This window comes from Sulfitobacter sp. M05 (genome assembly GCF_029285175.1).
GTDB lineage: Bacteria > Pseudomonadota > Alphaproteobacteria > Rhodobacterales > Rhodobacteraceae > Sulfitobacter.
Genome location: NZ_JABEDH010000002.1, coordinates 1130338 through 1154206, shown reverse-complemented (window position 1 = coordinate 1154206; position 23869 = coordinate 1130338). Strand labels below are relative to the sequence as shown.

Sequence of the window (23869 nt, the reverse complement as noted above, 5' to 3'; positions counted from 1 at the left end):
TACGGTAATTTTGGATTATTGATTTTTCATCGTAGAGAGATACGTTTTGAATTGAAGTCTTTATTAGGTTTGGCGATGACCTACTCTCCCACGCCTTAAGACGCAGTACCATCGGCGCTAAGGCACTTAACGGCTGGGTTCGGGATGGAACCAGGTGTTTTGCTCTCGCTATGATCACCAAACCAAAAAAAGACTTCAACGTGTTTGTATACAAATACGTTGGGTGGGTATCAGCGCATGAAGTGCGCGTTCCCACTCCCTCGCTATTCCGGATGGAACGTTAGAGGTGTGTTTGCGATACAAACTGACATCCCCGGCTTTCCTACCGAGGACATCGAACTTGTCCAAGTCATGTACATCTAATGTACTGTGTATGCTTTTGATTTGAGTAGTGAAGTCTTGCTTCTACTGGATCAAATCAAGCCTATCGAGCAATTAGTACCAGTCAACTGAACGTATTACTACGCTTACATCTCTGGCCTATCGACGAGGTGGTCTACCTCGGCTCTCAGGGATACCTTGTTTTGAGGGGGGCTTCCCGCTTAGATGCCTTCAGCGGTTATCCTGTCCGATCATAGCTACCCAGCACTGCTATTGGCATAACAACTGGTCCACCAGTGGATCGTTCACCCCGGTCCTCTCGTACTAGGGGCAACTCCTCTCAAGTATCCTACACCCACGGAAGATAGGGACCGAACTGTCTCACGACGTTCTAAACCCAGCTCACGTACCTCTTTAAACGGCGAACAGCCGTACCCTTGGGACCTGCTCCAGCCCCAGGATGAGATGAGCCGACATCGAGGTGCCAAACACTGCCGTCGATATGGACTCTTGGGCAGTATCAGCCTGTTATCCCCGGCGTACCTTTTATCCGTTGAGCGATGGCCCTCCCACTTGGGACCACCGGATCACTATGGCCGTCTTTCGACTCTGCTCGACTTGTCAGTCTCGCAGTCAGGCTGGCTTCTGCCATTGCACTCAACGAGCGATTTCCGACCGCTCTGAGCCAACCTTCGCGCGCCTCCGTTACGATTTAGGAGGCGACCGCCCCAGTCAAACTACCCGCCACACAGGGTCCCGGATCCGGATAACGGACCGCGGTTAGACATCAAGCAGAACAAGGGTGGTATCTCAAGGGAGGCTCCACTCCGACTGGCGTCGAAGTTTCAAAGCCCACCACCTATCCTGCACATGTTCGGCCTAATGCCAGTGTGAAGCTGTAGTAAAGGTGCACGGGGTCTTTCCGTCTAACCGCGGGAAACCTGCATCTTGACAGGTAATTCAATTTCGCTGAGTCTATGTTGGAGACAGCGGGGAAGTCGTTACGCCATTCGTGCAGGTCGGAACTTACCCGACAAGGAATTTCGCTACCTTAGGACCGTTATAGTTACGGCCGCCGTTTACCTGGGCTTCAATTCAGAGCTCTCACTCCTCCTTTTAACCTTCAGGCACCGGGCAGGCGTCAGACCCTATACGTCGTCTTACGACTTCGCAGAGCCCTGTGTTTTTAATAAACAGTCGCCACCCCCTGGTTTGTGCCCCCAGCCCCTAGTTGCCTAGGAACCGGGCCTCCTTCTCGCGAACTTACGGAGGTATTTTGCCGAGTTCCTTCAACATAGTTCTCTCAAGCGCCTTGGTATTCTCTACCAGTCCACCTGTGTCGGTTTAGGGTACGATCTAGCGATGGAGCTATTTCCAGGGACCTCTAAGCAGCCCATTCAATCCGATAAGGATGAACTACCCTCGAGATCCGTCACTTCCATCTGGCCCAGGAATATTAACCTGGTTCCCATCGACTACGCCTTTCGGCCTCGCCTTAGGGGTCGGCTTACCCTGCTCAGATTAGCTTTAAGCAGGAACCCTTGGACTTTCGGCGAGAGTGTTTCTCACACTCTTTGTCGCTACTCATGTCATCATTCTCACTAGTGATCTCTCCACCGGATCGCTCACGCGCCGGCTTCACAGAAAGCTCCGCGTCTCCAATTCCACCGAAGTGGATAAGGAGACATGGAACTATGTCACACTACGCTCTGCTACCATGCAATAAATGCATCCTCAGCTTCGGCTCATGGCTTGAGCCCCGTTACATCTTCGCCGCAGGACAACTTATTTAGACCAGTGAGCTGTTACGCTATCTTTAAAGGATGGCTGCTTCTAAGCCAACCTCCTGGTTGTTTTGGTCGTCCCACCTGCTTTCCCACTTAGCCATGAATTAGGGGCCTTAGCTGGAGGTTAGGGTTGTTTCCCTCTTCACGACGGACGTTAGCATTCGCCGTGTGTCTGCCGACTAGTACTCCTCGGTATTCGGAGTTTGGTTAGGATCAGTAAGACGGTGAGTCCCCATTACCCATCCAGTGCTCTACCCCCGAGGGTATTCGGTCGACGCTCTACCTAAATAGATTTCGCAGAGAACCAGCTATCTCCGAGTTTGATTGGCCTTTCACCCCTAGGCACAGCTCATCCCGATCTTTTTCAACAGATGTGGGTTCGGTCCTCCAGTTAGTGTTACCTAACCTTCAACCTGGCCATGCCTAGATCACTCGGTTTCGGGTCTGATCCCACAAACTCAACGCCCTATTAAGACTCGCTTTCGCTACGCCTACACCTAACGGCTTAAGCTTGCTTGTGAGACCAAGTCGATGACCCATTATACAAAAGGTACGCTGTCAGGGCGTAAAGCCCCTCCAACTGATTGTAGGCGTTCGGTTTCAGGTACTGTTTCACTCCCCTCGTCGGGGTGCTTTTCACCTTTCCCTCACGGTACTGGTTCACTATCGGTCAGTAAGGAGTACTTAGCCTTCGAAGGTGGTCCTCCGATCTTCAGACAGAATTTCACGTGTTCCGCCCTACTTAATACGTCCAATCATGCTTCTTATACGGGACTATCACCCACTTTGGTTGCGCATTCCAACGCATTCTAACCACACTCATGGCTCGGCTGGTCCCCGTTCGCTCGCCGCTACTAGGGGAGTATCATATTGATTTCCTTTCCTCCGGGTACTTAGATGTTTCAGTTCCCCGGGTTTGCTTTTTTAAGCCTATATATTCAGCCTAAAAATACCTGGTTTACCAAGTTATTAGCTACACCGAAGTGTAGTAATAACAAAGTATCAGGTGGGTTGCCCCATTCAGAAATCCATGGATCAAAGCTTATTCTCAGCTCCCCATGGCTTATCGCAGAGTATCACGTCTTTCATCGCCTCTTACTGCCAAGGCATTCACCAAACGCCCTTTTCGCGCTTGATTTGATCCAGAAAAAGCAAGACTTGTTTTATGTCCTACCGCTTCGCTACTTGAGGACTATTTACATCCCTTCATAACGTCACCGCATAGAACAACAAACCTGCGCGACCGGCAGAAGCTGGTAAGAAACTGCCAATCCTTATTCTGGTCAAAAGCATACTTTTTCCCGCCTGGATTCTAAATCCAGACAACGAGGCATGCAGATAGGTGTCAGCCGTGCGGGCAAACACCGTCATACCTCTGGTTAGTGTACTTGACTTGGACAACACGTTCGTTTTCGTCGCGATATATCTAGAAGACCGAGGAAACAGTCCGCTAAATACCGGCCCCGAAGGGCAGCAACGAAGATCAACACCTTACTCGGTATGATCAAACAATGTTGTTTGTTACTTCAAGATTACTCTTAAAGTAACTGTATCTCTCTTTACGATGTCAGAGGACTTCCGAAGAAGTCCCCGTCGTCCGATTGGACGAGCAAACAGTCTGTTGACTGCTTGCTGATCTAATCAAGTTGATGGTGGGTCGAGGAGGACTTGAACCTCCGACCTCACGCTTATCAGGCGTGCGCTCTAACCACCTGAGCTACCGACCCATCTTGGTTGGACCAGTAACTGGCCGGGTTGCCCTTCTCATCGTTGCTGCGCAACGACTGCCAGGGCGACGTGCTTTACTGCGTAAAACACTTGGTGGAGCCTAGGAGGATCGAACTCCTGACCTCCTGAATGCAAATCAGGCGCTCTCCCAGCTGAGCTAAGGCCCCAAACTTTGGAACCCTACGCACAACTGCGCAGGACCTATTATTCTGAAGAGATATGAGGACGGCTCGGTTCGAAAGTCATCTTGCGATGCTTTCATATATGAACAGCTTTGTTTGCTGTTCTGCTAAGTGTTCCATGATGATTGCGAACAATCATGGCTAGGAACATCCTTAGAAAGGAGGTGATCCAGCCGCAGGTTCCCCTACGGCTACCTTGTTACGACTTCACCCCAGTCGCTGATCCTACCGTGGCCGCCTGCCCCCCGAAGGTTAGCGCAGCGTCGTCGGGTAGAACCAACTCCCATGGTGTGACGGGCGGTGTGTACAAGGCCCGGGAACGTATTCACCGCGTCATGCTGTTACGCGATTACTAGCGATTCCGACTTCATGGGGTCGAGTTGCAGACCCCAATCCGAACTGAGACAGCTTTTTGGGATTAACCCATTGTCACTGCCATTGTAGCACGTGTGTAGCCCAACCCGTAAGGGCCATGAGGACTTGACGTCATCCACACCTTCCTCCCGCTTATCACGGGCAGTTTCTTTAGAGTGCCCAGCCGAACTGCTGGCAACTAAAGATGTGGGTTGCGCTCGTTGCCGGACTTAACCGAACATCTCACGACACGAGCTGACGACAGCCATGCAGCACCTGTCACTGCGTCCCCGAAGGGAACGTACCATCTCTGGTAGTGGCACAGGATGTCAAGGGTTGGTAAGGTTCTGCGCGTTGCTTCGAATTAAACCACATGCTCCACCGCTTGTGCGGGCCCCCGTCAATTCCTTTGAGTTTTAATCTTGCGACCGTACTCCCCAGGCGGAATGCTTAATCCGTTAGGTGTGTCACCGAATAGCATGCTACCCGACGACTGGCATTCATCGTTTACGGTGTGGACTACCAGGGTATCTAATCCTGTTTGCTCCCCACACTTTCGTACCTCAGCGTCAGTATCGAGCCAGTGAGCCGCCTTCGCCACTGGTGTTCCTCCAAATATCTACGAATTTCACCTCTACACTTGGAATTCCACTCACCTCTCTCGAACTCAAGACCAGGAGTTTAGGAGGCAGTTCCGAGGTTGAGCCTCGGGATTTCACCCCCTACTTTCTGATCCGCCTACGTACGCTTTACGCCCAGTAATTCCGAACAACGCTAACCCCCTCCGTATTACCGCGGCTGCTGGCACGGAGTTAGCCGGGGTTTCTTTACCAGATACTGTCATTATCATCTCTGGCGAAAGTGCTTTACGACCCTAAGGCCTTCATCACACACGCGGCATGGCTAGATCAGGCTTGCGCCCATTGTCTAAGATTCCCCACTGCTGCCTCCCGTAGGAGTCTGGGCCGTGTCTCAGTCCCAGTGTTGCTGATCATCCTCTAAAACCAGCTAAAGATCGTAGACTTGGTAGGCCATTACCCCACCAACTATCTAATCTTACGCGGGCCAATCCTTTTCCGATAAATCTTTCCCCCGAAGGGCGTATACGGTATTACTCTCAGTTTCCCGAGGCTATTCCGTAGAAAAGGGTATGTTCCCACGCGTTACTAACCCGTCCGCCGCTCGCCCCGAAGGGTGCGCTCGACTTGCATGTGTTAGGCCTGCCGCCAGCGTTCGTTCTGAGCCAGGATCAAACTCTCAAGTTGAAATGATCTTACGATCATATCCTTGACGTCGAACCTCTGCACATCATCCAATAGGCCTTACTGAAACCTATTGAACATTTTCTCTGTTTGTGTGCTTCAAGTTACCAAAGTAACCAGAAACCCTACAAACAGTGAAGCTGACACTCCATAATCAGCCGAAGCCTAGGAGCGTGATATGTAGAGGTTGATCCATCGAATGAACCAAACCGCCCACATATCTCTTCAGATATTTAATTTTCAAACAGCGTAGAGACAAAAGTGACTGGATGCGCCCTAACTTACTGGCGCGCCCCGCCTCAAATACCTCAAAATTTCTTATCCGCCTCTTGGCCTCTGTCTGCGTCTCCGCTTCCGTCTGGCCCGTCCGGCGTCCCGTTGGAGCGTCGCTGCTCGTCCGGTAAGGGGGGTTCTAGTGTTACTGGCTCAGACCCGCAAGCGCTTTTTTCCAGAAATGCGAAGTTTTTGTAACGCAAAACGTTTTTCCCATGTTTTCAGCCCCTTGCATCCCAATTCTTGCGCAAACACCTAACAACAAGCAGCTTTATTGCCCTGACCAAAGGGCAGCACTCACACCAACAAACGCACATCTTGTGTTATCCACAGACTTACCAACAAGACAAACAAAGACGCACACCAAAATCCCCAACACAAACGCTCCGATTCACACCAAACACACTCCGATTCCGGTGAAGTGAATCGGTGAATCGGGCGATTCACCGGAAAGGTGGTCAAAATGACTCCGCAGAATGCCCAAGATTCGATCCGCAGCGCCTGATTCCGGCACAACATCTGACCACCATCGGCCAGCTTGCGGTATCTAGGTATATTGAGAAAGGGAGGAGCCAGATATCAGGGGCTGATTGCGCCCCCCAGCGCAGCGTTCAAAACCGCGATTTTTTTCTGGTATATATATAGTCACCGATGGGCAGGTTAGTCCCGGGGAAATCTGCGTGGTGCTTGGGCGGTCGTGTTGCGCCGGAAAACCGGCGAAACACAGTGTATAATGTGGCAACACAGAACAGCGCAGCCTAGCGCCAGTCAAAAAACCCGTCACCAGCCCGTTGCAACAGGGTTTGCGCCATCTCGTGACCTGCCTTGGCACCATCTTCAATCGGGCAGCGCAGCTCATCACTCAACGCCTGCGACCCGTCCGGCCGCAACACCTCACCGCGCAGATGTAATGTTGTGCCTTCCAAGACGGCCAAGCCGGCAATCGGGGTCTCGCAGGATCCGTCCAATCCGGCGAGGAACGCCCGTTCCGCTGCCAGCCGTTGGCCGGTTGGGACATCATGCACCGCCTCCAACATCTCGGCCATGCGCATATCGTCAGACCGGCGTTCGATCCCGATTGCCCCCTGTGCAACCGCAGGCAACATCATCTCTACATCAATGGCCGTTTGCGGCACATCATGCATTGCCAACCGATTCAAGCCCGCCGTCGCCAGAAAGGTGGCCTCGGCGACGCCCTCGTCCAGCTTGCGCAGACGGGTTTGCAGGTTGCCACGAAATTCCACCACATTCAGATCGGGACGGCGCAGTTTAAGCTGTGCTTTGCGGCGCAAGCTTGAGGTGCCCACAACGGCCCCGTCTGGCAGATCTTCCAGCCGATTAACACGCGGTGAGATAAAGGCATCGCGCACGTCCTCGCGCGGCAGATAGGTTTCAAGCACCAGCCCGTCAGGTTGCAACGTCGGCATGTCCTTCATCGAATGCACCGCGATGTCGATCTTGCCGGCCAGCATATCGTCCTCGATCTCGCGGGTGAACAACCCCTTACCGCCGATCTCCTTCAGCGGGCGGTCCTGTACCTTGTCCCCTGTTGTTTTGATCACAACAATCTCAAAGGCCTCGGGCGGCAAATCAAAAGCGCGGGCCAGACGGTCGCGGGTTTCATGGGCCTGCGCCAAAGCAAGCGGCGACCCACGGGTGCCAATCTTGAGCGGATTTTTCGGGGTTGGTAAATTCTGGATCATGCTGCTTGGTACATTTCTGGCTTTCAGGTGACAACGCTTGTATCACCTTTCAGGCCATAGCATGATCCGCGCAACACCTTAAGCTACGAAAGCATCCCGACATGAGCAAAGACAAAACCATCCTGCGCGCGCTTGCGGGCGAGACCCTGCCCACCCCGCCAATCTGGATGATGCGCCAAGCCGGACGATATTTGCCCGAATACAAAGCGACACGGGCGCAGGCCGGTGATTTCCTGTCACTGTGCTATAATCCAGAACTGGCCGCCGAGGTGACATTTCAACCAATCCGGCGCTACGGGTTTGATGCCGCTATCCTGTTCGCCGACATTCTGTTGATCCCCCAGGCCTTGGGTGCCGATCTGTGGTTTGTCACCGGTGAAGGCCCGCGCCTGTCGACCATCACCACCCAGGCCGAGCTGGATGCGTTGAAACCAGTCGAGGCGATACACGATACCCTAAGCCCAATTTATGAAACGGTGAAAATCCTCTCTAACGGGTTGCCTGCGGAAACCACCCTGATCGGCTTTGCCGGTGCCCCCTGGACAGTCGCCACTTATATGATTGCGGGCCGTGGCACCCCCGATCAAGGGCCAGCTCATGCGCTTAAGGCGGAAAACCGTCCGGTCTTTGATGCCCTGATGGCGCGGATCACCGATGCGACGGTCCTGTATCTGTCCGAACAGATCAAGGCTGGCGCCGAGGTGGTCAAACTGTTCGACAGCTGGGCCGGCTCACTGCAAGACTCTGATTTCAAAAAATATTCTCTTGAGCCGATGCAGCGGATCACAGCGGCGCTCAAGGCGCTGCATCCCGATGTGCCGGTTATTGCCTTTCCGCGCGGCGCCGGCGAACGTTATGTTGGTGCCCATGCCGCTATCGGAGCGGATTGTGTGGCCATTGACGACGGTGTTTCTGCCGAATGGGCGGCGGCAAACGTACAGACCGCCGGCTGCGTTCAGGGGAACCTCAAGTCATCGCATATGGTGACGGGTGGCGACGCCCTTGTCAGTGAAACCCGCCGCACGGTTCAGGCCCTGTCGCAAGGCCCGCACATCTTTAACCTTGGTCACGGGATCACGCCAGATGCCGATCCTGAGAATGTGCAACTGATGATCGACACTGTACGGGGTACCTAAGGCGTCGCGCCTTAAACATATGTCGCTCAGGTTGAAGGCGCGACGCTCTAGGTAAGGCTAGTCAATAATCTCGATGGTGCTGACATCACTGTCCACCGATTGGCAGGCGCGCAGCAAGGTGCCTGTCAGATGGGTTTGCACATAGGCCGCATGAAACCGACTAGGCGCCTTGAGGGTCAAGCGGCCCCCTGCCCTGTCCACCCGTGAAAGTGCCTGTACCCAAGCGGCAAACCGGCCCTCGTCCTCGGCATAAAGTACGGCCCGCGCCAGCCCCCATTCACTAGCATCTGACATATCGGGGGCCGCAACCTGTCCTTTAACAGGGAAAGGCACCACTGTTTCTGTGGGAGCCCCTTCGACACGGACAACAAAATCGGGGCCGATTTCTGGCCAGATCGCTTTGGTTGCGGCCATCGCGGTCTCGCCGTCAAAGCCATAGGTTGTCACCCTGCCCCGCGCGCCCTGACGTTTCACCACCAGCCAGCCCATCGCCCGAAGCTTGGCCATCTCACGTTTGACGGTCCGTTCGTCGCAAGACCACAAACGTGCGATTTCACGCTGACCAATCGACAACTCGTCGCGGCCCCAATTATATCGTGCCGTCAAAAGCGTAATCAGCCGTAAAATAAGGCGCTGATCATGTTTGCCCAAGGACAAGGCGTGCGCCCCCAGCGCAGTGATCAAATCATATTTCCGTGCAGCGGCCCCCGGCCCTGCAAGCTTTCGATGGAGCATATCCTTGCCCGTCCATTAATGCACCGCCGCCGGCGTGCTAGCCTCGTGATCCGAAATCTATGTTTCGATTTAATAGCCAGGTTGCGAACTCAACGCTTTTCCATGGCCATGCCTGATTTGCGTCCAAAGCACCCATATTGTCAAGCGAAACCGTTAGTTAGGCTCGGTATGTCCCTAAAACATGAAAAGAAAACTAGGTATAATAGGTATAGGGGGACATTCAGGCTGTCCCCTATTAGTTCAAACATGTCCCCTATTAGGGGCTCGTCCCAGAAACTCTGTCCCCTAATGGGCCTGTCTGCTCCGCCAGCGGGCAGATGCATGTCGATTCGCGGTTTTAGGCCTATAGATATGGCTATTATTGATATTATCCGGATTTACATCTTATACAAATTGGGCGTAAATCAAGAAATGCTGTGATTTAGCGTCCTGTTGGAATTGGTTTTTGCAAGATTACAGTGTCCCCGCGGGGACAGAAAAGAAAACGCAAATGAAAAGAGGCATATAGCAGTATGTTCACACACCAAGATCTGGCGCGCTTGCAGGCGCAGTCCCTGAAGATGCAGGGATTTATCCGTCAGCAGACTTTTTCACCCGAGAGTGAGAAGACTCTGCGCCGATTCTCTAGTTGGGAAGTGGCAGAGCTGATCTTTAAAGTAAACCAGTCAACCCTGCGCGGGCGCCTGGCAGCGGACCCGTCTTTGCCTCAGGGGCAAACCGAAGAAGAAGGGCGGCAGCACTGGTATACGCTTGAGGAGATCAACGAGCTGCGCCGCCGGCTGAAGGTGAACCGCAAATCGCTGATGCCGGAGCGCCCCAAGGGGAAGCGGGCGATCCGGGCGGCGGTGGCCAACTTCAAAGGGGGGGCAGGCAAGTCGACCGTCGCGCTGCACTTTGCCCATGCCGCGGCCCTTGACGGCTATCGGGTGCTGGTGGTGGATTTCGATCCGCAAGCCACCCTTAGTCATTCAATGGGTCTGAATGATGTGAGCGAGGAATACACCGTCTGGGGAGTCATGGCGCGGGATCTGATCCATGAGACCGAACGGATGAACGCGGTGACCAGCGGTGCCGAAAGCGGCAAGGCCCTGCCCGTGCGCAAGCTACCATCGGCGATCACTGAAATGGGGCTGAGTGATCTGCGGGCGACCGACTTTATCAAGTCGACCAACTGGCCCACCATTGACGCCCTGCCCTCTTGTGCCAACGCGGCCTTCGTCGAATTTGCCAGCGCGCAGTACCGGCACTTGAACCCGGAATGGTCGTTCTTTGCCGCGGTGTCGCGCTATCTCGATTCATTGCCGGATGATGCCTATGACATGATCATCTTTGATTGCCCGCCTGCGATTGGGTATCAGTCGATGAACGCAGTGTTTGCGGCTGACGTCCTCTATATTCCATCTGGTCCGGGGTATTGGGAGTATGACTCCACCACATCCTTTATCGGTCAGTTGGCCGAGGCGCTGGAGGATCTGGAGCGATTTGGTGGTGCTGTCCCCGCGGGGACACTGACCTTGCCCAAGGTGTTTGCCGACGTGCGTTTCCTGATCACGCGGTTCGAAGCGAACAATGAATTGCACCGCGCGATGCAGCAGGCATTTGGCAAGGTGTTTGGCGATAGGTTGGCTGCGCATCCGATTGAAATGACACGTGCGGTCGAGCAATCAGGCCGGTTCCTCAGTTCGATTTACGAAACCGACTATCGCGATATGACGCGCGAAACATGGCGCCGCGCGCGGGCGTCATTTGATCAGGCTTATGATGAATTCAAGGGCCATCTCATCACCGCTTGGGACACCCTGTAAGGTTTAGGACGACGACATGAGTAAGAAGAAACGCATTTTTGATATCGATTTCGATGATGTTGAGGAGACGCCATCCACCTCTGTCCCCGCGGGGACAGAGCGGCGTGGGCCCATGGCCGCCGCGATATCGGAGAATGCCGAGGCGCTGTCTGAACGGCAAACTGCCGAGGCTGCGATCCGGCAGGAGAACGATGCCTTAGCACATGAACACGTGCGGATGAAAAAGGCGGGATTGATCACTGATCTGGTGCCGCTCGACGCGATCCGAACAGAGAAATTGACCCGGGATCGTGCGCCGGGCCGGGATGCCGAGATTGACGAGCTAAAGTGTTCCATTCAGGAGATAGGCCTGTCCAACCCGATCCGCGTTGAACAGATCGGCGATCATTTCGAATTGATCCAAGGGTTCCGGCGGTTCACGGCATATCGTGAACTGTTCGAGGAAACCGGCGACGAGCGGTTCGCGCGCATCCCCGCGGGGATCAATGCAAAGGGTGAAAACCTGTTGCGGCTCTACCGTCAGATGGTGGATGAAAACCTGGTCCGACGTGGTGTTTCGTTTGGTGAAATGGCCCAGCTGGCGATCCGTTATTGCAAGCAGGCGCCGGATGTCGATGGCTATGACCATGCTGTCGAATTGCTCTTTGCCTCTTCGGGGCGTCAAAAGCGCAGCTATATCAAACATTTTGTGCGGCTGCTTTCGGCGACGGACGGGCGGATCAAACATGTTGAGGCTGTGCCGCGCGCTTTGGGGCTTTCGCTTGTACGCCGTCTGGACGAGGGGCCGGAGGCGCAGACTTCTTTGAACCGGCTGTTGTCTGGTGACGGAGATCGTACGCCAGAGCAGGAACAAGCACTGTTGGCGGAGTTTGTGGCCCAGGCCGGCCAGCCCCCCAAGAAGAAGGTTAAGCTGGGCGGTGGTGCGCAAAAGTCTAAGACGACCTTCCGTCTGTCGCGTCCCGAGGGGGAGGCCAAATGCACAGTTGCAGATGGTCGGATCGAGCTGAGACTGGCGCAGGACTTCAGCGGTTTTGAACGCAAGCGGATCGAGGCGGCGGTTAAGGCATTCCTGGACACCCTGGCGCAATAGGTCAGGGTGTCCCCGCGGGGACAGATTGGATTTGTGTCAGCGTATCAATCAGATAGGTTTTAGCGGCGGCGCTGGCCAGGTGTTGGTCCCCGCCCGCGCTGGACGGGTTGCTAGCCCGATGAATTAGTCCCTAGTCTATATATTAGGCTCTGTTTCAGCCGCCAAAGATCAGCTTGCCGTGTTTCTCCAGATAGATACGCAGCCAAGGCGTAAACCGGTCCGGTGCCTGCGCAACTTCCTGCGCCAGCGTCTCGGGGGTGATCCAACGTGTGGCCATAACTTCGTCGGGGTTCGGATCCAGCGGCAGGGACGGACCCGCCTCTGCCAGAAAGACCTCTACGACTTCATGTTCGATCATGTCCTGCCCAACCTCGGCGCGGTATTCGACCTGCCCGCGGTGGGAAAGCGCCAGCCCAGTAATGCCCAACTCTTCAGTCAGGCGTCGACGGGCACAGTCCAGCGGCAGCTCACCCCATTCCGGATGTGTGCAACAGGTATTCGCCCACAGGCCGGGAGTGTGGTATTTTCCTAGGGCCCGCTGCTGGATCAGGATTGCGCCATCGTGGATCACAAACACCGACACCGCCAGATGGCGCAAACCGCGTTGGTGGACGGCCAGCTTTTCAACCGGTGTTAGGGTGCCGTCGACCCAAGCGGGGATCATGATCTCGCGGGGCTGCATACTGTGGTCCATCGTCGGTTTCGATTGCCGCGGGTTAGTGCCATAAAACCCGCCGCAGATGCAAGATTTCGCCGAAGGCAGGGCGATTGGTCGCAGTGTTTTGATCACTTTGGCCCTTCGTCGGGGTTTGTCTTTTGGAAAATTCCTCTAGGCTGGGCGTAGGCAACGTAGAGTATTAGGAGTGCAGAGATGAATATTTTGAAAACGGCCGCTTTGGGTTTGGCGTTAATGGCGGGGCCGGCCTTTGCTGACGGGCACGCGACGGGCGATGCCGCGGCGGGCGAAGGTGTCTTTAAGAAATGCAAATCGTGCCATGGCATTGTAGATGCCGCAGGCGAGGTGATCGCCAAAGGTGGGCGCAGCGGGCCAAACCTGTACGGTATCTTTGGCAGCATGGCGGGCGGCAACGAAGAGTTCGGCAAAAAATATGGCAAATCCATTGTGCAGGCTGGTGAGGCCGGCTTGGAATGGAACGAGGCCGATTTCGTTGCCTATGTCGCAGATCCGCGCGGGTTCTTGCGGACCTATAATGACGACAAGAAAGCCAAGTCGAAAATGTCCTTCAAACTGCGGGATGAAGAAGACGCAAAGAATGTCTGGGCCTATCTGGTGTCTGTTGGGCCGCAGCCTGCTGAGAACTGATCCGGCAGTTACAGCAATGAACCAAGCTTTGAACGGCGCTGATTTTTCAGCGCCGTTTTTTGTTGAGGGGGTAGGGATGTTGTGCGCAGTTGGTGAAACCGTTTTATATCAAAATATTTCAGGCTTGAAATACTATCAGACCCAGAGTAGCGTTTTGCTATTAAGTCATTCCAATTGACGTCGTTGCGGCACAAACTGACGACACAGGGCGCATCAAAAGCGTCGGAAATAATCTGGGAGAACGACATGAACTCAATATTTATTAAACAGACAATCAAAACAATTGGCGCGGCAAGTGCGCTTGCACTTGGCTTGACCGCGCCGGTTTTGGCAGATGGCCACGGTGGCAAAGTTAAGATCGGGTTGATTACAACCCTGACCGGCGGCGGCGCCGGGTTGGGTGTGGACATCCGTGATGGTTTCCTGCTCGGCATCAAGCAGGCCGGCAATGAAGGTATTGATGTGATTGTCGAGGATGATCAGCGCAAGCCCGACATCGCCGTTCAAGTGGCTGACAAGATGATCCAGTCTGAAAAGGTCGACATCATGACCGGTTTGGTCTTTTCGAACCTTGCGTTGGCGGTTGCACCGGCGACGACGGCACAGGGAAAATTCTATATCTCGCCGAACGCTGGTCCGGCACAGTTGGCCGGTCGTGGATGCCATGAAAACTATTTCAACGTGGCATGGCAGAATGACGGACCGCACGAAGCGGCAGGTGCCACCGCCAACAAGATGGGTATGAAAAAAGCATTCATCTTTGCGCCGAACTATCCAGCGGGCAAGGATGCCCTGACCGGTTTCAAGCGGATGTTTGAGGGGGAGATCGAAACCGAGCTGTTCACCAAGCTGGGCCAGACCGATTATGCCGCCGAGATAGCGCAGATGCGCGCCTCGGATGCAGATGGCATCTTTTTCTTTGCGCCCGGCGGCATGGGCATCTCGTTTCTCAAGCAATATGCCGACAGCGGGATCGACCTGCCACTTGTCGGGCCGGCGTTCAGTTTCGACCAGACGATCCTGCCCGCGGTTGGGGATGCGGCAGAGGGTGTGTTGAACACCGCGCAATGGGCACCCGACCTGGACAACGACGCCAGCCGCGCTTTTGTCGAGACCTTCAAGGCAGAGTATGGCCGTATTCCGTCGATCTATGCCCAGCAGGGTTTTGATACGGCATCCCTGATCGCTTCGGCTGCGGCCAAGGCGGATGTGAAAGACACGGATGCCTTCCGCGCGGCGCTGCGCGAAGCCGATTTTGTCTCTACCCGTGGCAAATTCAGCTTTGGCAACAACCAGCACCCAATTCAGGATTTCTGGGTGCGTAAGGTCGTCAAGGATGGTGACATCTTTACCAACACGGCTGTTGAGGTGGCGATTGCCGATCGGCAGGACGTTTATGCCGCTGACTGTCCTTTGAAGTGGTAAGAAAGTGGTTTTCCGGCGGGGGTGACCCTGCCGGAAAACATCGCGGGGATTTTCCATGAACATGCTGTTACTGATTGAGCAGATCCTGAATGGGCTGCAATTTGGCGTGATGCTGTTTCTGATGGCGGCAGGGCTGACCCTTATTTTCGGTGTGATGGGGTTGATCAACCTCGCGCATGGGTCGCTTTATATGATCGGTGCTTTTGCGGCGGCGGCGGTTGCCGGGTGGACCGGCAACTTCCTTCTGGCACTAATTGCCAGCATGGCAGCCGCGGCGATGATTGGTGCCCTGATCGAGCTGAGCGTGATCCGCCGTTTGTATGATCGTGATCACCTTGAACAGGTGTTGGCGACTTTTGCGATGATCCTGATTTTCTCGGAAGGGACCCGTTGGGTTTTCGGGTCGTTTCCACTTTTTCTGAATATTCCCGACTACCTCAAGGGGACGGTAACCTTGCCCGGTGGCATTGAATATTCGTTGTACCGTCTGACGATCATCGGCATCGGCTTGGCCGTTGCTGTGGGGTTGTTCCTGTTGATTTCGAAAACCCGTGTCGGGATGCGCATTCGGGCCGGTGAAAATGACCGCGAGATGATTGGTGCCCTGGGCGTGGATATTTCGGTGCTTTATACATTGGTCTTTGCTCTGGGGGCGGCGCTGGCCGGCCTGTCCGGTGCGTTGGTCGGGGCGATCCAGTCTGTTGAGGTTGGCATGGGGGAACCGGTGCTGATCCTTGCCTTTGTGGTGATTGTGATCGGCGGCATCGGGTCGATCAAAGGGGCGCTTGCCGGCGCTGTATTGGTCGGGCTGACCGATACTCTGGGCCGGACAATGTTGCCGGTTGTTTTCGGCAGTTTCATGGACCCGTCAAGTGCAACGACGGTGGGCTCGGCGTTGGCGTCGATGTTGATCTATATTCTGATGGCGGGGGTGTTGATTTTCAAACCGACCGGCCTTTTCGGGGGTTCCTGAGATGTTTCAAGAACGCACGCTGGATATATTTGTCCTGCTGATCCTTGTGATTGTTCCGGCCTCTGCGGTGGTAACGGACGAGCCGTTTACCATCACACTGGCCACCCGCGCGGTGATTTTTGCGTTGGCCGGTGTCGGGCTGAACCTGGCGCTGGGGCAGGGGGGGCTGGTCAGCTTTGGTCATGCCGCGTTTTTCGGGGTGGGGGGCTATGCCATGGGCATTCTGGCCAGTCATGCACAGAATTATACGCCAATAATGGAAACCCCGTTTTTGATCGAAGGGACCAATTCAATGCCGGTAATCTGGCTGGTCGCGATCGTATCAAGCGGGCTTGTCGCGCTGTTGGTGGGGGCCTTGTCGCTGCGCACCAGCGGCGTTTACTTTATCATGGTTACGCTCGCCTTTGGGCAGATGTTTTATTATTTTACAATATCTTGGCCGGCCTACGGGGGCGAAGACGGGCTGTCGATATACGTGCGTAACCAGTTTCCGGGGCTGAACACGCTGGACCCGATCCAGTTCTTCGGCATCTGTTTTGCGCTGCTTTGTATTGTGTTGTTTCTGGTCGACCGGTTGAACAAATCGCCGTTTGGTCTGGCGCTGAACGGGGCGCATCAGAATGAGGAACGTGCGTTAACCGTTGGCATTAATGTCTATCGGTTGCGGTTGGTGGCTTTTGTCATCTCGGGGGCGATCACCGGTCTGGCCGGGGCGTTGTTTGCCGATCTGAACCGCTTTGTCAGCCCGACAATGTTCAGCTGGCAGATTTCAGGTGAGATCATGATCTTTATCATACTGGGTGGCGTTGCGCGGTTGTTCGGTCCTGTGGTTGGCGCAGCCCTGTTTATCCTACTGGAACATGTGCTTGGCGGTTTGTCGGATTATTGGTTCATCTATCTGGGTGTGATCCTGCTGGCTGTCGTGCTGTTTGCCAAAGGCGGCATTATTGGCAAGCTGGCGAAACGGGAGGCCGGCCATGGGCAATAGTATTCTGAACGTCCGTGACATTCGCAAAAGTTTTGGAGCATTGGCCGCGAGTGACGGCATATCGCTGGACCTGCATGTGGGCGAAATTCATGCGCTGATTGGGCCGAACGGAGCGGGAAAATCGACGCTGATCAAACAGATTGCCGGCGGGTTGAAACCGGACAGTGGTACCGTGGAGTTTCTGGGACGCAATGTTACCGGCATGACAACCGCGGCGCGGGCCCGGATGGGGCTGGGGCGGACGTTCCAGATTTCGGCGCTGGCGATGGATTATACCGTGTTGGAAAACGCGGTATTGGGGGCGGTCGGCCAGAGCGGCGCCGTCTTTCGGTTTTTCAAGCCGGCGATGAAGGACGCGGCGCTGTTGGCACGGGCGCGGGCGGCTTTGACACGGGTCGGGCTTGAGGCGCAGGAAAACACCATCACGGCGGAATTGTCGCACGGTCAGCGCCGCCAGCTGGAGGTTGCCGTGGCGCTGACTTTGGCCCCCAAGGCCTTTCTGATGGATGAACCAATGGCGGGCATGGGTGCGGAGGGGTCAAAGCGGCTGACCGGATTTCTGCAAGAGTTAAAGCAGGAGGCTCCGATCCTGCTTGTGGAACATGACATGGATGCGGTGTTTGCCTGCGCAGACCGGATTTCGGTACTGGTTTATGGCAAGATTATCGCAACCGGCACTGTCGAAGAAATTCGCACAAACCCTGATGTGCGCGTCGCCTATCTGGGCGAGGAGGGTGCGGCATGAACCTTTTGGAAATGAAAGAAATTTCAGCGTCTTACGGTGCATCACAGGCGTTGTTCGGTGTTGATTTAAACATCGAAGACGGACAGGTTGTGGCACTGATGGGGCGCAATGGGATGGGGAAATCAACCACAATCAAGGTGATTTGCCGCTTGTTGAAACACAGTCAGGGTCAGGTGCAGTTTGCCGGTCATGACATTGCCGGTCTTGCCCCGCATAAGGCGGCGCAGCTTGGGTTAGGTCTGGTGCCTGAGGGGCGGCGGTGTTTCACCAACCTTAGCGTGTATGAAAACCTCTATGCGTCAGCCCGCGCTGGAGCGTGGGATTTTGCGGCGGTGCATGATCTTTTCCCACGTCTGGCAGAGCGGCGCGACCAACTTGCCGGTTCGCTGTCTGGGGGTGAACAGCAGATGTTGGCAATTGGCCGGGCGTTGATGACGAATCCGCGGTTGTTAATTCTGGACGAGGCCACCGAAGGACTGGCACCGGTGGTCCGGCAGGAAATCTGGGCGGCGATTGCGCGGCTGAAACAGACCGGCGATCTGGCCATTCTGGTGGTGGATAAGACCCTAAGAGAATTGCGGCAAGTCGCTGATAAGGTTGTGATTTTGGAACGCGGCGTGTCGGTATGGCATGGCGATATGGACACACTGACACCCGAGATACGCGACCAGTATCTGGGTGTTTGAACGAATATTCTAAAGGAGAATGACAATGGCACATGACGTAATCCAACCCGAAGGATGGGCAAAGGCCAAAGGCTATGCAAATGGCATGAAAACCGCCGATAATCAGCTGTTTATTGGCGGCCAAATCGGATGGAATGGGGATCAGGTTTTTGAGAGCCAGGATTTCATCGGGCAAATGGAACAGGCCCTGAATAATATCGTTGCCGTTTTGGACGCGGCAGGTGGCAAGATCGAAGATCTGGTCCGGTTGACCTGGTACGTCGTTGACAAGAAAGAGTACCTTGCACGGCAGGCCGAAGTTGGTGCCGTTTATCGCAAGGTTTTGGGGCGGCATTTTCCGGCGATGACGATGGTTGTGGTGGCTGGTCTGGTCGAGGATGAAGCGCTGTTGGAAATCGAAGCGACAGCGGTTCTTTGATCAAGGGCAGGCCTTGATCGCCTTCAAGGTCGCCTGCACCAGTTCCGCCTGCGGATCAGCAAGGGTGCCGGTGATGTCGAAATGGTTGTAATCGGCCATTTCGACCTGAACCACCGAATGCCCTTTTGCCGTCCAGGCGGCATTGAAACTCTCGGTTTCGCGCAGAAATCCAGCGCGTTCCTGCCCCCCGACAGACAGGATCAGCTGGGTCTGTGACTGTTCGGGGATGTGCCGGATCGGCGACAGGGCCGCAACGGTGCCCATGTCCATATCCATCCACGCATTCACCTGCGTCGACAGCAGGGGTTCCAGATCGTAAATACCGCTGAGCGCCAGCGCGGCACCGATGACTGTGTCGGGCAGACTGTAGTCGGCATGCCATCCCTCTGCGATGACCGCACCCGTCAGATGCCCGCCGGCTGAGGATCCTCCCACATGGATTTTGGGGGTATTAAGCCCCATCGCCGGCCCCTCGCGGTGCAGCCAAGCCACGGCGCTGCGTACTTCATGCACAATTTGTTCAAGGCTGGCAGCGGGGGCCAGTGAATAATCCATCACCGCGACGGCGACGCCGTTTGCCACCAGTCCGGGGGCGGCAAAAGCGTTGCCTTTCTTATCGCCAATCCGCCAATACCCGCCATGAATCCACAGGAAAACAGGGCGGCCCTTTTCAACGCCATAAAGATCGAGGGCGGCACCGCTTTCGGGATCAAAGACCAGATCGGCCCGCCGCGGCAGGGTAGCCATGGCGTGATCACTGAGCGTGATCAGCTTGCCATACTCATCGTCAAAAGACGCGACACTTTCGCGGGCGTTGAAGTCGTGATCAATCTGTGGGTCGAGCGGGAACTTCATTTGAATTTCGTCGCGTTAATCACCGGATGGCGGATTGTGCCGATGCCCTCGACATAGGCCTCGATTACGTCACCGGGCCACAGCCATTCCTGCGGATCACGTCCCGCGCCGACCCCTTCGGGGGTGCCGGATGCGATGATGTCACCGGGTTCCAAGGTGATGCCGCGCGACAGATCGGAAATCAATTCGTCTACTTTAAACAGCATCTTGGAGGTGTTCGAACTTTGTTTTTCCACGCCGTTCACTGTCAGCCAGAGGTCCAGCTGTTGCGGGTCGGGAATTTCATCAGCGGTGACGATGCAGGGGCCGAAGGGGGCATAGCTGTCCATCCCTTTGGAGAAAATCCACTGACCGGCGCGGCGGTTGTCGCGGGCAGAAATGTCGATCATCACCGAATAGCCGAACACATGTTTTAATGCGTTTTCGCGGGTGGCATGGCTGGCGGCGGTGCCGATGATCACGGCCAGTTCGACCTCCCAATCCAGCTGTTGGGTCATGTCCGCATCATGGCGTACCGGATCGTTGGGGCCGACAACCGAGGTGGGCGGTTTTGAGAACACAACCGGTTCTTTCGGCAAGGCATCATCGGTATCCAGCGCCTTGGCGCTTTCGGTGACGTGATCGAGATAGTTCAGCCCGATGCCAAAGACATTCTTGCGCGGGCGCGGGATCGGGGCCAGCAGGGTCACAGTTTCGACGGGCAGGGCAAGCGCGTTGCCCCAATCGCCATCCGCAATGTGCAGAGCCTCGCGCAGCTGGCGCACGGCAACCGGCCCAAGGTCGATGAAATCGAGCATACGGGAGGGCAGATCAAGGCCGGATGCCTCGCCAAAGCCTGCGACATCCACAACGATACCGTCTTCGATCACGCCAAGGCGTGCGGCGGCTTCGACATCGGTTTTATAGGTAACAAGTTTCATAATGGTCCTGACTTATGTGGGCTGGTGGCCGCCGTTCTCACCCAGTGCTTCTTCGCGGTAGAGGCCAAGGGCACGGATGACGGGCAGATCGTTAAGGCAAAAAAGAACAGCGTCGTCGCTGGTCGAGGCATTGGCATGTTCGTGCCAAGCCCATGAGGGCACACAGAAAATATCCCGTTCGGTCCAGTCGAACCGTTGGCCATTGATCACCGAATGACCGGACCCTTTTGCAACCTGATATAGATAGCTGCCGGTGTGGCGGTGGGCCTTGGTGCGCTCAGCAGGGGCGAGGCGTTGCATACTTGCCCCCAGTGTTTTCATCACCGGTCCGTTGGTGGTGGGGTTCACATATTCCATCAATGTGCCGTCAAACGGCGAGGGGTCGGAGACGCTGGCGTAGGCGTTGAGCGCCTCATAGGTGCGGTCCCATTCGTATTTGAACATCGGCGAATAGCCGTTGTTCCAGCTGCCACCACCCGGCGTCAGCCCCGCATGACCCCATGTTCTGGTCATGTCGTCCACAGGATAGGCCACGGGTTCGCTCAGGTCTGGATGCACCTCGAAAAAATTCGCCTCCATGGCGTTGACGAAAGGAATGTCTAGCCCGTCCTGCCAGATACAGGGGGTGCCGGTTTCCTCGACTGCGTGTTCGTGCCAGGTGCCGTTGGGCGTCAGGACAAAATCGTTCTGGCCCAATGTCATCTTGTGACCATCGACAACGGTATAGGCGCCGCTGCCTTCCATGATAAAGCGGATGGCGGAGGCGGAATGGCGGTGTGCGGTGGCTTTCTCGCCCGGGTGCATCACTTGCAGCCCGGCATAGATCCAGCCGACAGCGGCAGAGACATCGGTGCGGCCCGGATTGTTGAAATAGATCACCCGACGGCCAGCTTTTTCCGGCGTTACCAGATCGACCGAACGCAGCACTTTTTCGCGCAGATCGGCGTAGCGCCATAACACTGGCACCGAAGCTGATTTCGGCTCCCATGGTTCGATCTTGTTGGCAACCGTCCAAAGGGCACCGGCGTGATGCCCGCCCAGTTCGTCGTAATAGGCCAGCAACTCGGGCGTGTCTTCGACATTGGCGCGGCCGGCCACATCCTCGCGGTGGTTTTCACCTGTCTGTGTCATACGATCCCCCTATCTGTTTTAAGCTTAAAGGATATCGTAGCTATTGCGGCGCACAAGGCAACCCGTCGCGGCGGGTGTTGGCGCTTATTCGATCAAAACGTCCGGTTCAAACCCACCATTGCGCCATGTTTCAAGGGCCGCGGCAAAATTCGGGCCGCTGCGCCCGTCGATGGTGCTGGTGTAAAACCCGGCCGCTTTCAGGCGTTCCTGCACGGCTTTGACGGTGTCTCGCGACCAATCACCGGTATTCTCGGTCAGTTGCCGGATACTTTCACCGGTATCTTCGGCGGCACCGCGCAGCAACATATTGGCGGCGGCCTCCGGGTTGCGTGGGGCGATGCGGCCTTCGTCAAGGATGATGGCGCTGGCAATATACCCGCGCGGTTCGCCTGATGTGATTGCCCGTTTGAAATACCCCAGCGCCTCGGCAGGATCACCGGCAACGCCGTCGCGCGCCAGTACGCCAAGGTTAAAGGTGGCAATGGCAGAGCCAAGATCGGCGGCCTCTTTCAGCAATTCGACCGCGCGGGGCTCGTCCTTTTCCAACCCTTGCCCTTCGAACAGGGCAACCGCGAGATTAATCTTGGCGTCGGGACTGCCCAGACTGGCAGCCCGTTGGTAAAGGCGCAGCGCCTCGACCGGGCTGGCGGGCACCCCGCGACCGGTTTCGGTGAGCAAGGCAAGGCTGACCATGGCACGCAAGTCGCCGCGTGTGGCGGCCTCTTGATAGAGGCGGATCGCCTGATCCATATCGCCGGCGGCAACCGTGGCTCGTGCAAGCAAGGCGGTATAATGGGGCAGTTCGGGATTTTCTTGCGCGGCGGCCTGACAGGCCTGCATCGCCGAAAGTGCGTTTTCCTTCAGTCTGCTGAACGGCACACCGGTGGTTTTTGCCGTGCTGTCGCGTGGATGGGTGGCAAGGCGTTCACACAAGCGGCCAGAACCGGCGTTGCCCTCGGCGGGCAGGGTGGCAATCAGCCGGCTGGCGTCCCCGATGTATGTGCCATCGGGATACTTTGCGATGTAGAATTCCACCAAGGGCCGCATCCGGCTGCGCCGCGCCAGTTGCCACAGGCGCTCTTCTTGTGCGTTACGCTCTTGCGGGGAGTAGTCGCGTGACAGGGGGGCACCGGGATTTGCCGGATCAAGAAAGGCCAGCACCTCGGCGACATGGGCCCCTTGGGGATAGCGTTCTGCGTATAGCTCCATCAGCTGGGGGTCACCCGCGTTTGCAGCAACCTGCCAAAGCAGGGTTTCGGCAGACCCGGCATCGGGGCGCGGATCAAACCGGAATTGGCGTGTCAGCGAAGAGTTTTCCCAAGGGATCTGCCGCCCGCCGGTTGCGGCCAGCACGTCCTTGCGTACGTTGATCATCATGTCCGAAATATCGAGGCCGGGCGTATAAATATGGCTGAGCAGGGCAGAGGTGAAAAAGCTGTTCCGCCCTGACCCGTCATAGGCAACGTTATCGGGTTGGGTGGCAAATGAGATCATGAAGTCACGGGCATTGCCGATCCGCGCCAGACCTTCGGATACCGCCGTGATCGCTCCTTCAAAGGGATCATTGCGACAGGCATCAAGGAAGACAAATTTGATACCCGGTGCCTGTTCCATTTTGCCAAGGATATCCGTCAGGCGGACGGTTTGGTCCTGCACATCCTGCGGCGTCTGGATTTCGGCATCCACCGGCACAAGATAGTTTTGCCCACCGACCTGAAACCCGTGGCCGGCATAATAAAACAGCGCAACATCAGCGGTTTCGATGGCCTTGACGAATTTGTCAGCAAGGCCGGACATCTCTGTGCCGGTCATGTCCAGCCCAAGCAGCACATCAAAGCCGAGCCCTTCAAGGGCGACATGCAGGTCCGTGGCATCGTTGCCCGGATTGTCCAGCGGCGTGACCCGTTGATAATCGGAATTTCCGATGATCAGGGCAACACGGCGTTCTTGCGCCTGCACGTGCAGCGGCAGGACCAGAGCAAGCGTCAGGACGGCAATTGTGCGGATCAGAAACCTGCGCATCTTGCC

Annotated in this window: 17 protein-coding genes, 2 tRNA genes and 3 rRNA genes; 10 read left to right on the top strand and 12 right to left on the bottom strand. The window is 55.8% G+C overall.

The genetic code is table 11. The annotated features are described in order from the left end of the window. Nucleotides 1–67 precede the first annotated feature (67 nt). The 6 genes from rrf to hemC form a co-directional block, all read right to left on the bottom strand. A 5S ribosomal RNA gene (rrf, locus tag HKX44_RS13670) occupies nucleotides 68–182 on the bottom strand. Between the two features lie 232 nt (nucleotides 183–414). Next, a 23S ribosomal RNA gene (locus HKX44_RS13665) occupies nucleotides 415–3246 on the bottom strand. Between the two features lie 512 nt (nucleotides 3247–3758). Further along, nucleotides 3759–3835, bottom strand: a tRNA-Ile gene (locus HKX44_RS13660). 92 nt (nucleotides 3836–3927) lie between these two features. Continuing rightward, nucleotides 3928–4003: transfer RNA gene (locus HKX44_RS13655), tRNA-Ala, on the bottom strand. 172 nt (nucleotides 4004–4175) lie between these two features. Then, nucleotides 4176–5637 (bottom strand): 16S ribosomal RNA (locus tag HKX44_RS13650). The 16S, 23S and 5S rRNA genes sit together here with 2 tRNA genes alongside, the layout of an rRNA operon. 1028 nt (nucleotides 5638–6665) lie before the next feature. Further along, a complete protein-coding gene (gene hemC, locus HKX44_RS13645; RefSeq protein WP_276151871.1) occupies nucleotides 6666–7610 on the bottom strand; it encodes a hydroxymethylbilane synthase in 945 nt (314 codons plus the stop codon). Nucleotides 7611–7711: 101 nt separating this feature from the next. Here hemC and hemE point away from each other — a divergent pair, with 101 nt between their 5' ends. Beyond that, nucleotides 7712–8746, top strand: a complete 1035-nt coding sequence (gene hemE, locus HKX44_RS13640; RefSeq protein WP_276151870.1) for a uroporphyrinogen decarboxylase — start codon at nucleotides 7712–7714, stop codon at nucleotides 8744–8746. Between the two features lie 57 nt (nucleotides 8747–8803). Here the strand turns inward: hemE and HKX44_RS13635 are convergent, their stop codons facing one another. Continuing rightward, nucleotides 8804–9481, bottom strand: coding sequence for a hypothetical protein (locus HKX44_RS13635; protein WP_276151869.1), 678 nt, complete (start codon nucleotides 9479–9481; stop codon nucleotides 8804–8806). Nucleotides 9482–9993: 512 nt separating this feature from the next. Between HKX44_RS13635 and HKX44_RS13630 the strand changes: the two genes are divergently transcribed. Both HKX44_RS13630 and HKX44_RS13625 read left to right on the top strand, forming a co-directional pair. After that, the gene (locus HKX44_RS13630) at nucleotides 9994–11286 is read left to right on the top strand and encodes an AAA family ATPase (protein ID WP_276151868.1); all 1293 of its coding nucleotides are present in this window, start codon (nucleotides 9994–9996) and stop codon (nucleotides 11284–11286) included. 16 nt (nucleotides 11287–11302) lie between these two features. Beyond that, the gene (locus HKX44_RS13625; protein ID WP_276151867.1) at nucleotides 11303–12376 is read left to right on the top strand and encodes a ParB N-terminal domain-containing protein; all 1074 of its coding nucleotides are present in this window, start codon (nucleotides 11303–11305) and stop codon (nucleotides 12374–12376) included. A gap of 154 nt (nucleotides 12377–12530) precedes the next feature. On the opposite strand, the gene idi is transcribed toward HKX44_RS13625, so the two are convergent. Further along, entirely contained in the window at nucleotides 12531–13058 is a 528-nt protein-coding gene (gene idi / locus HKX44_RS13620; protein WP_276154252.1) for an isopentenyl-diphosphate Delta-isomerase, read from the bottom strand. Nucleotides 13059–13247: 189 nt separating this feature from the next. Between idi and HKX44_RS13615 the strand changes: the two genes are divergently transcribed. From HKX44_RS13615 to HKX44_RS13585, 7 genes are all read left to right on the top strand, one after another. Further along, nucleotides 13248–13700, top strand: a complete 453-nt coding sequence (locus tag HKX44_RS13615) for a c-type cytochrome (protein ID WP_276151865.1) — start codon at nucleotides 13248–13250, stop codon at nucleotides 13698–13700. A gap of 246 nt (nucleotides 13701–13946) precedes the next feature. After that, the gene (locus tag HKX44_RS13610) at nucleotides 13947–15125 is read left to right on the top strand and encodes an ABC transporter substrate-binding protein (protein ID WP_276151863.1); all 1179 of its coding nucleotides are present in this window, start codon (nucleotides 13947–13949) and stop codon (nucleotides 15123–15125) included. A 55-nt stretch (nucleotides 15126–15180) separates the two neighbouring features. Beyond that, entirely contained in the window at nucleotides 15181–16098 is a 918-nt protein-coding gene (locus tag HKX44_RS13605) for a branched-chain amino acid ABC transporter permease (protein WP_276151862.1), read from the top strand. A gap of 1 nt (nucleotide 16099) precedes the next feature. After that, entirely contained in the window at nucleotides 16100–17086 is a 987-nt protein-coding gene (locus HKX44_RS13600; protein ID WP_276151861.1) for a branched-chain amino acid ABC transporter permease, read from the top strand. Continuing rightward, nucleotides 17076–17831, top strand: a complete 756-nt coding sequence (locus HKX44_RS13595) for an ABC transporter ATP-binding protein (RefSeq protein WP_276151860.1) — start codon at nucleotides 17076–17078, stop codon at nucleotides 17829–17831. Before HKX44_RS13600 ends, HKX44_RS13595 begins: the two co-directional genes overlap by 11 nt. Then, nucleotides 17828–18517 (top strand): ABC transporter ATP-binding protein, encoded by a 690-nt coding sequence (locus HKX44_RS13590; RefSeq protein WP_276151859.1) that lies wholly within the window; start codon nucleotides 17828–17830, stop codon nucleotides 18515–18517. The genes HKX44_RS13595 and HKX44_RS13590 overlap by 4 nt, the downstream gene beginning before the upstream one ends. Nucleotides 18518–18542: 25 nt before the next feature. Continuing rightward, nucleotides 18543–18935 (top strand): RidA family protein, encoded by a 393-nt coding sequence (locus HKX44_RS13585; protein ID WP_276151858.1) that lies wholly within the window; start codon nucleotides 18543–18545, stop codon nucleotides 18933–18935. Here HKX44_RS13585 and HKX44_RS13580 read toward each other — a convergent pair whose 3' ends face one another. The 4 genes from HKX44_RS13580 to HKX44_RS13565 form a co-directional block, all read right to left on the bottom strand. Then, entirely contained in the window at nucleotides 18936–19790 is an 855-nt protein-coding gene (locus HKX44_RS13580; RefSeq protein ID WP_276151857.1) for an alpha/beta hydrolase, read from the bottom strand. It lies immediately after the preceding gene. After that, complete coding sequence (locus HKX44_RS13575) at nucleotides 19787–20710, bottom strand: fumarylacetoacetate hydrolase family protein (protein ID WP_276151856.1); 924 nt, start codon at nucleotides 20708–20710, stop codon at nucleotides 19787–19789. Before HKX44_RS13575 ends, HKX44_RS13580 begins: the two co-directional genes overlap by 4 nt. Before the next feature lie 12 nt (nucleotides 20711–20722). Beyond that, nucleotides 20723–21841 (bottom strand): cupin domain-containing protein, encoded by a 1119-nt coding sequence (locus tag HKX44_RS13570; RefSeq protein ID WP_276151855.1) that lies wholly within the window; start codon nucleotides 21839–21841, stop codon nucleotides 20723–20725. An 84-nt stretch (nucleotides 21842–21925) separates the two neighbouring features. Beyond that, nucleotides 21926–23863 (bottom strand): caspase family protein, encoded by a 1938-nt coding sequence (locus HKX44_RS13565; protein WP_276151854.1) that lies wholly within the window; start codon nucleotides 23861–23863, stop codon nucleotides 21926–21928. Nucleotides 23864–23869 lie beyond the last annotated feature (6 nt).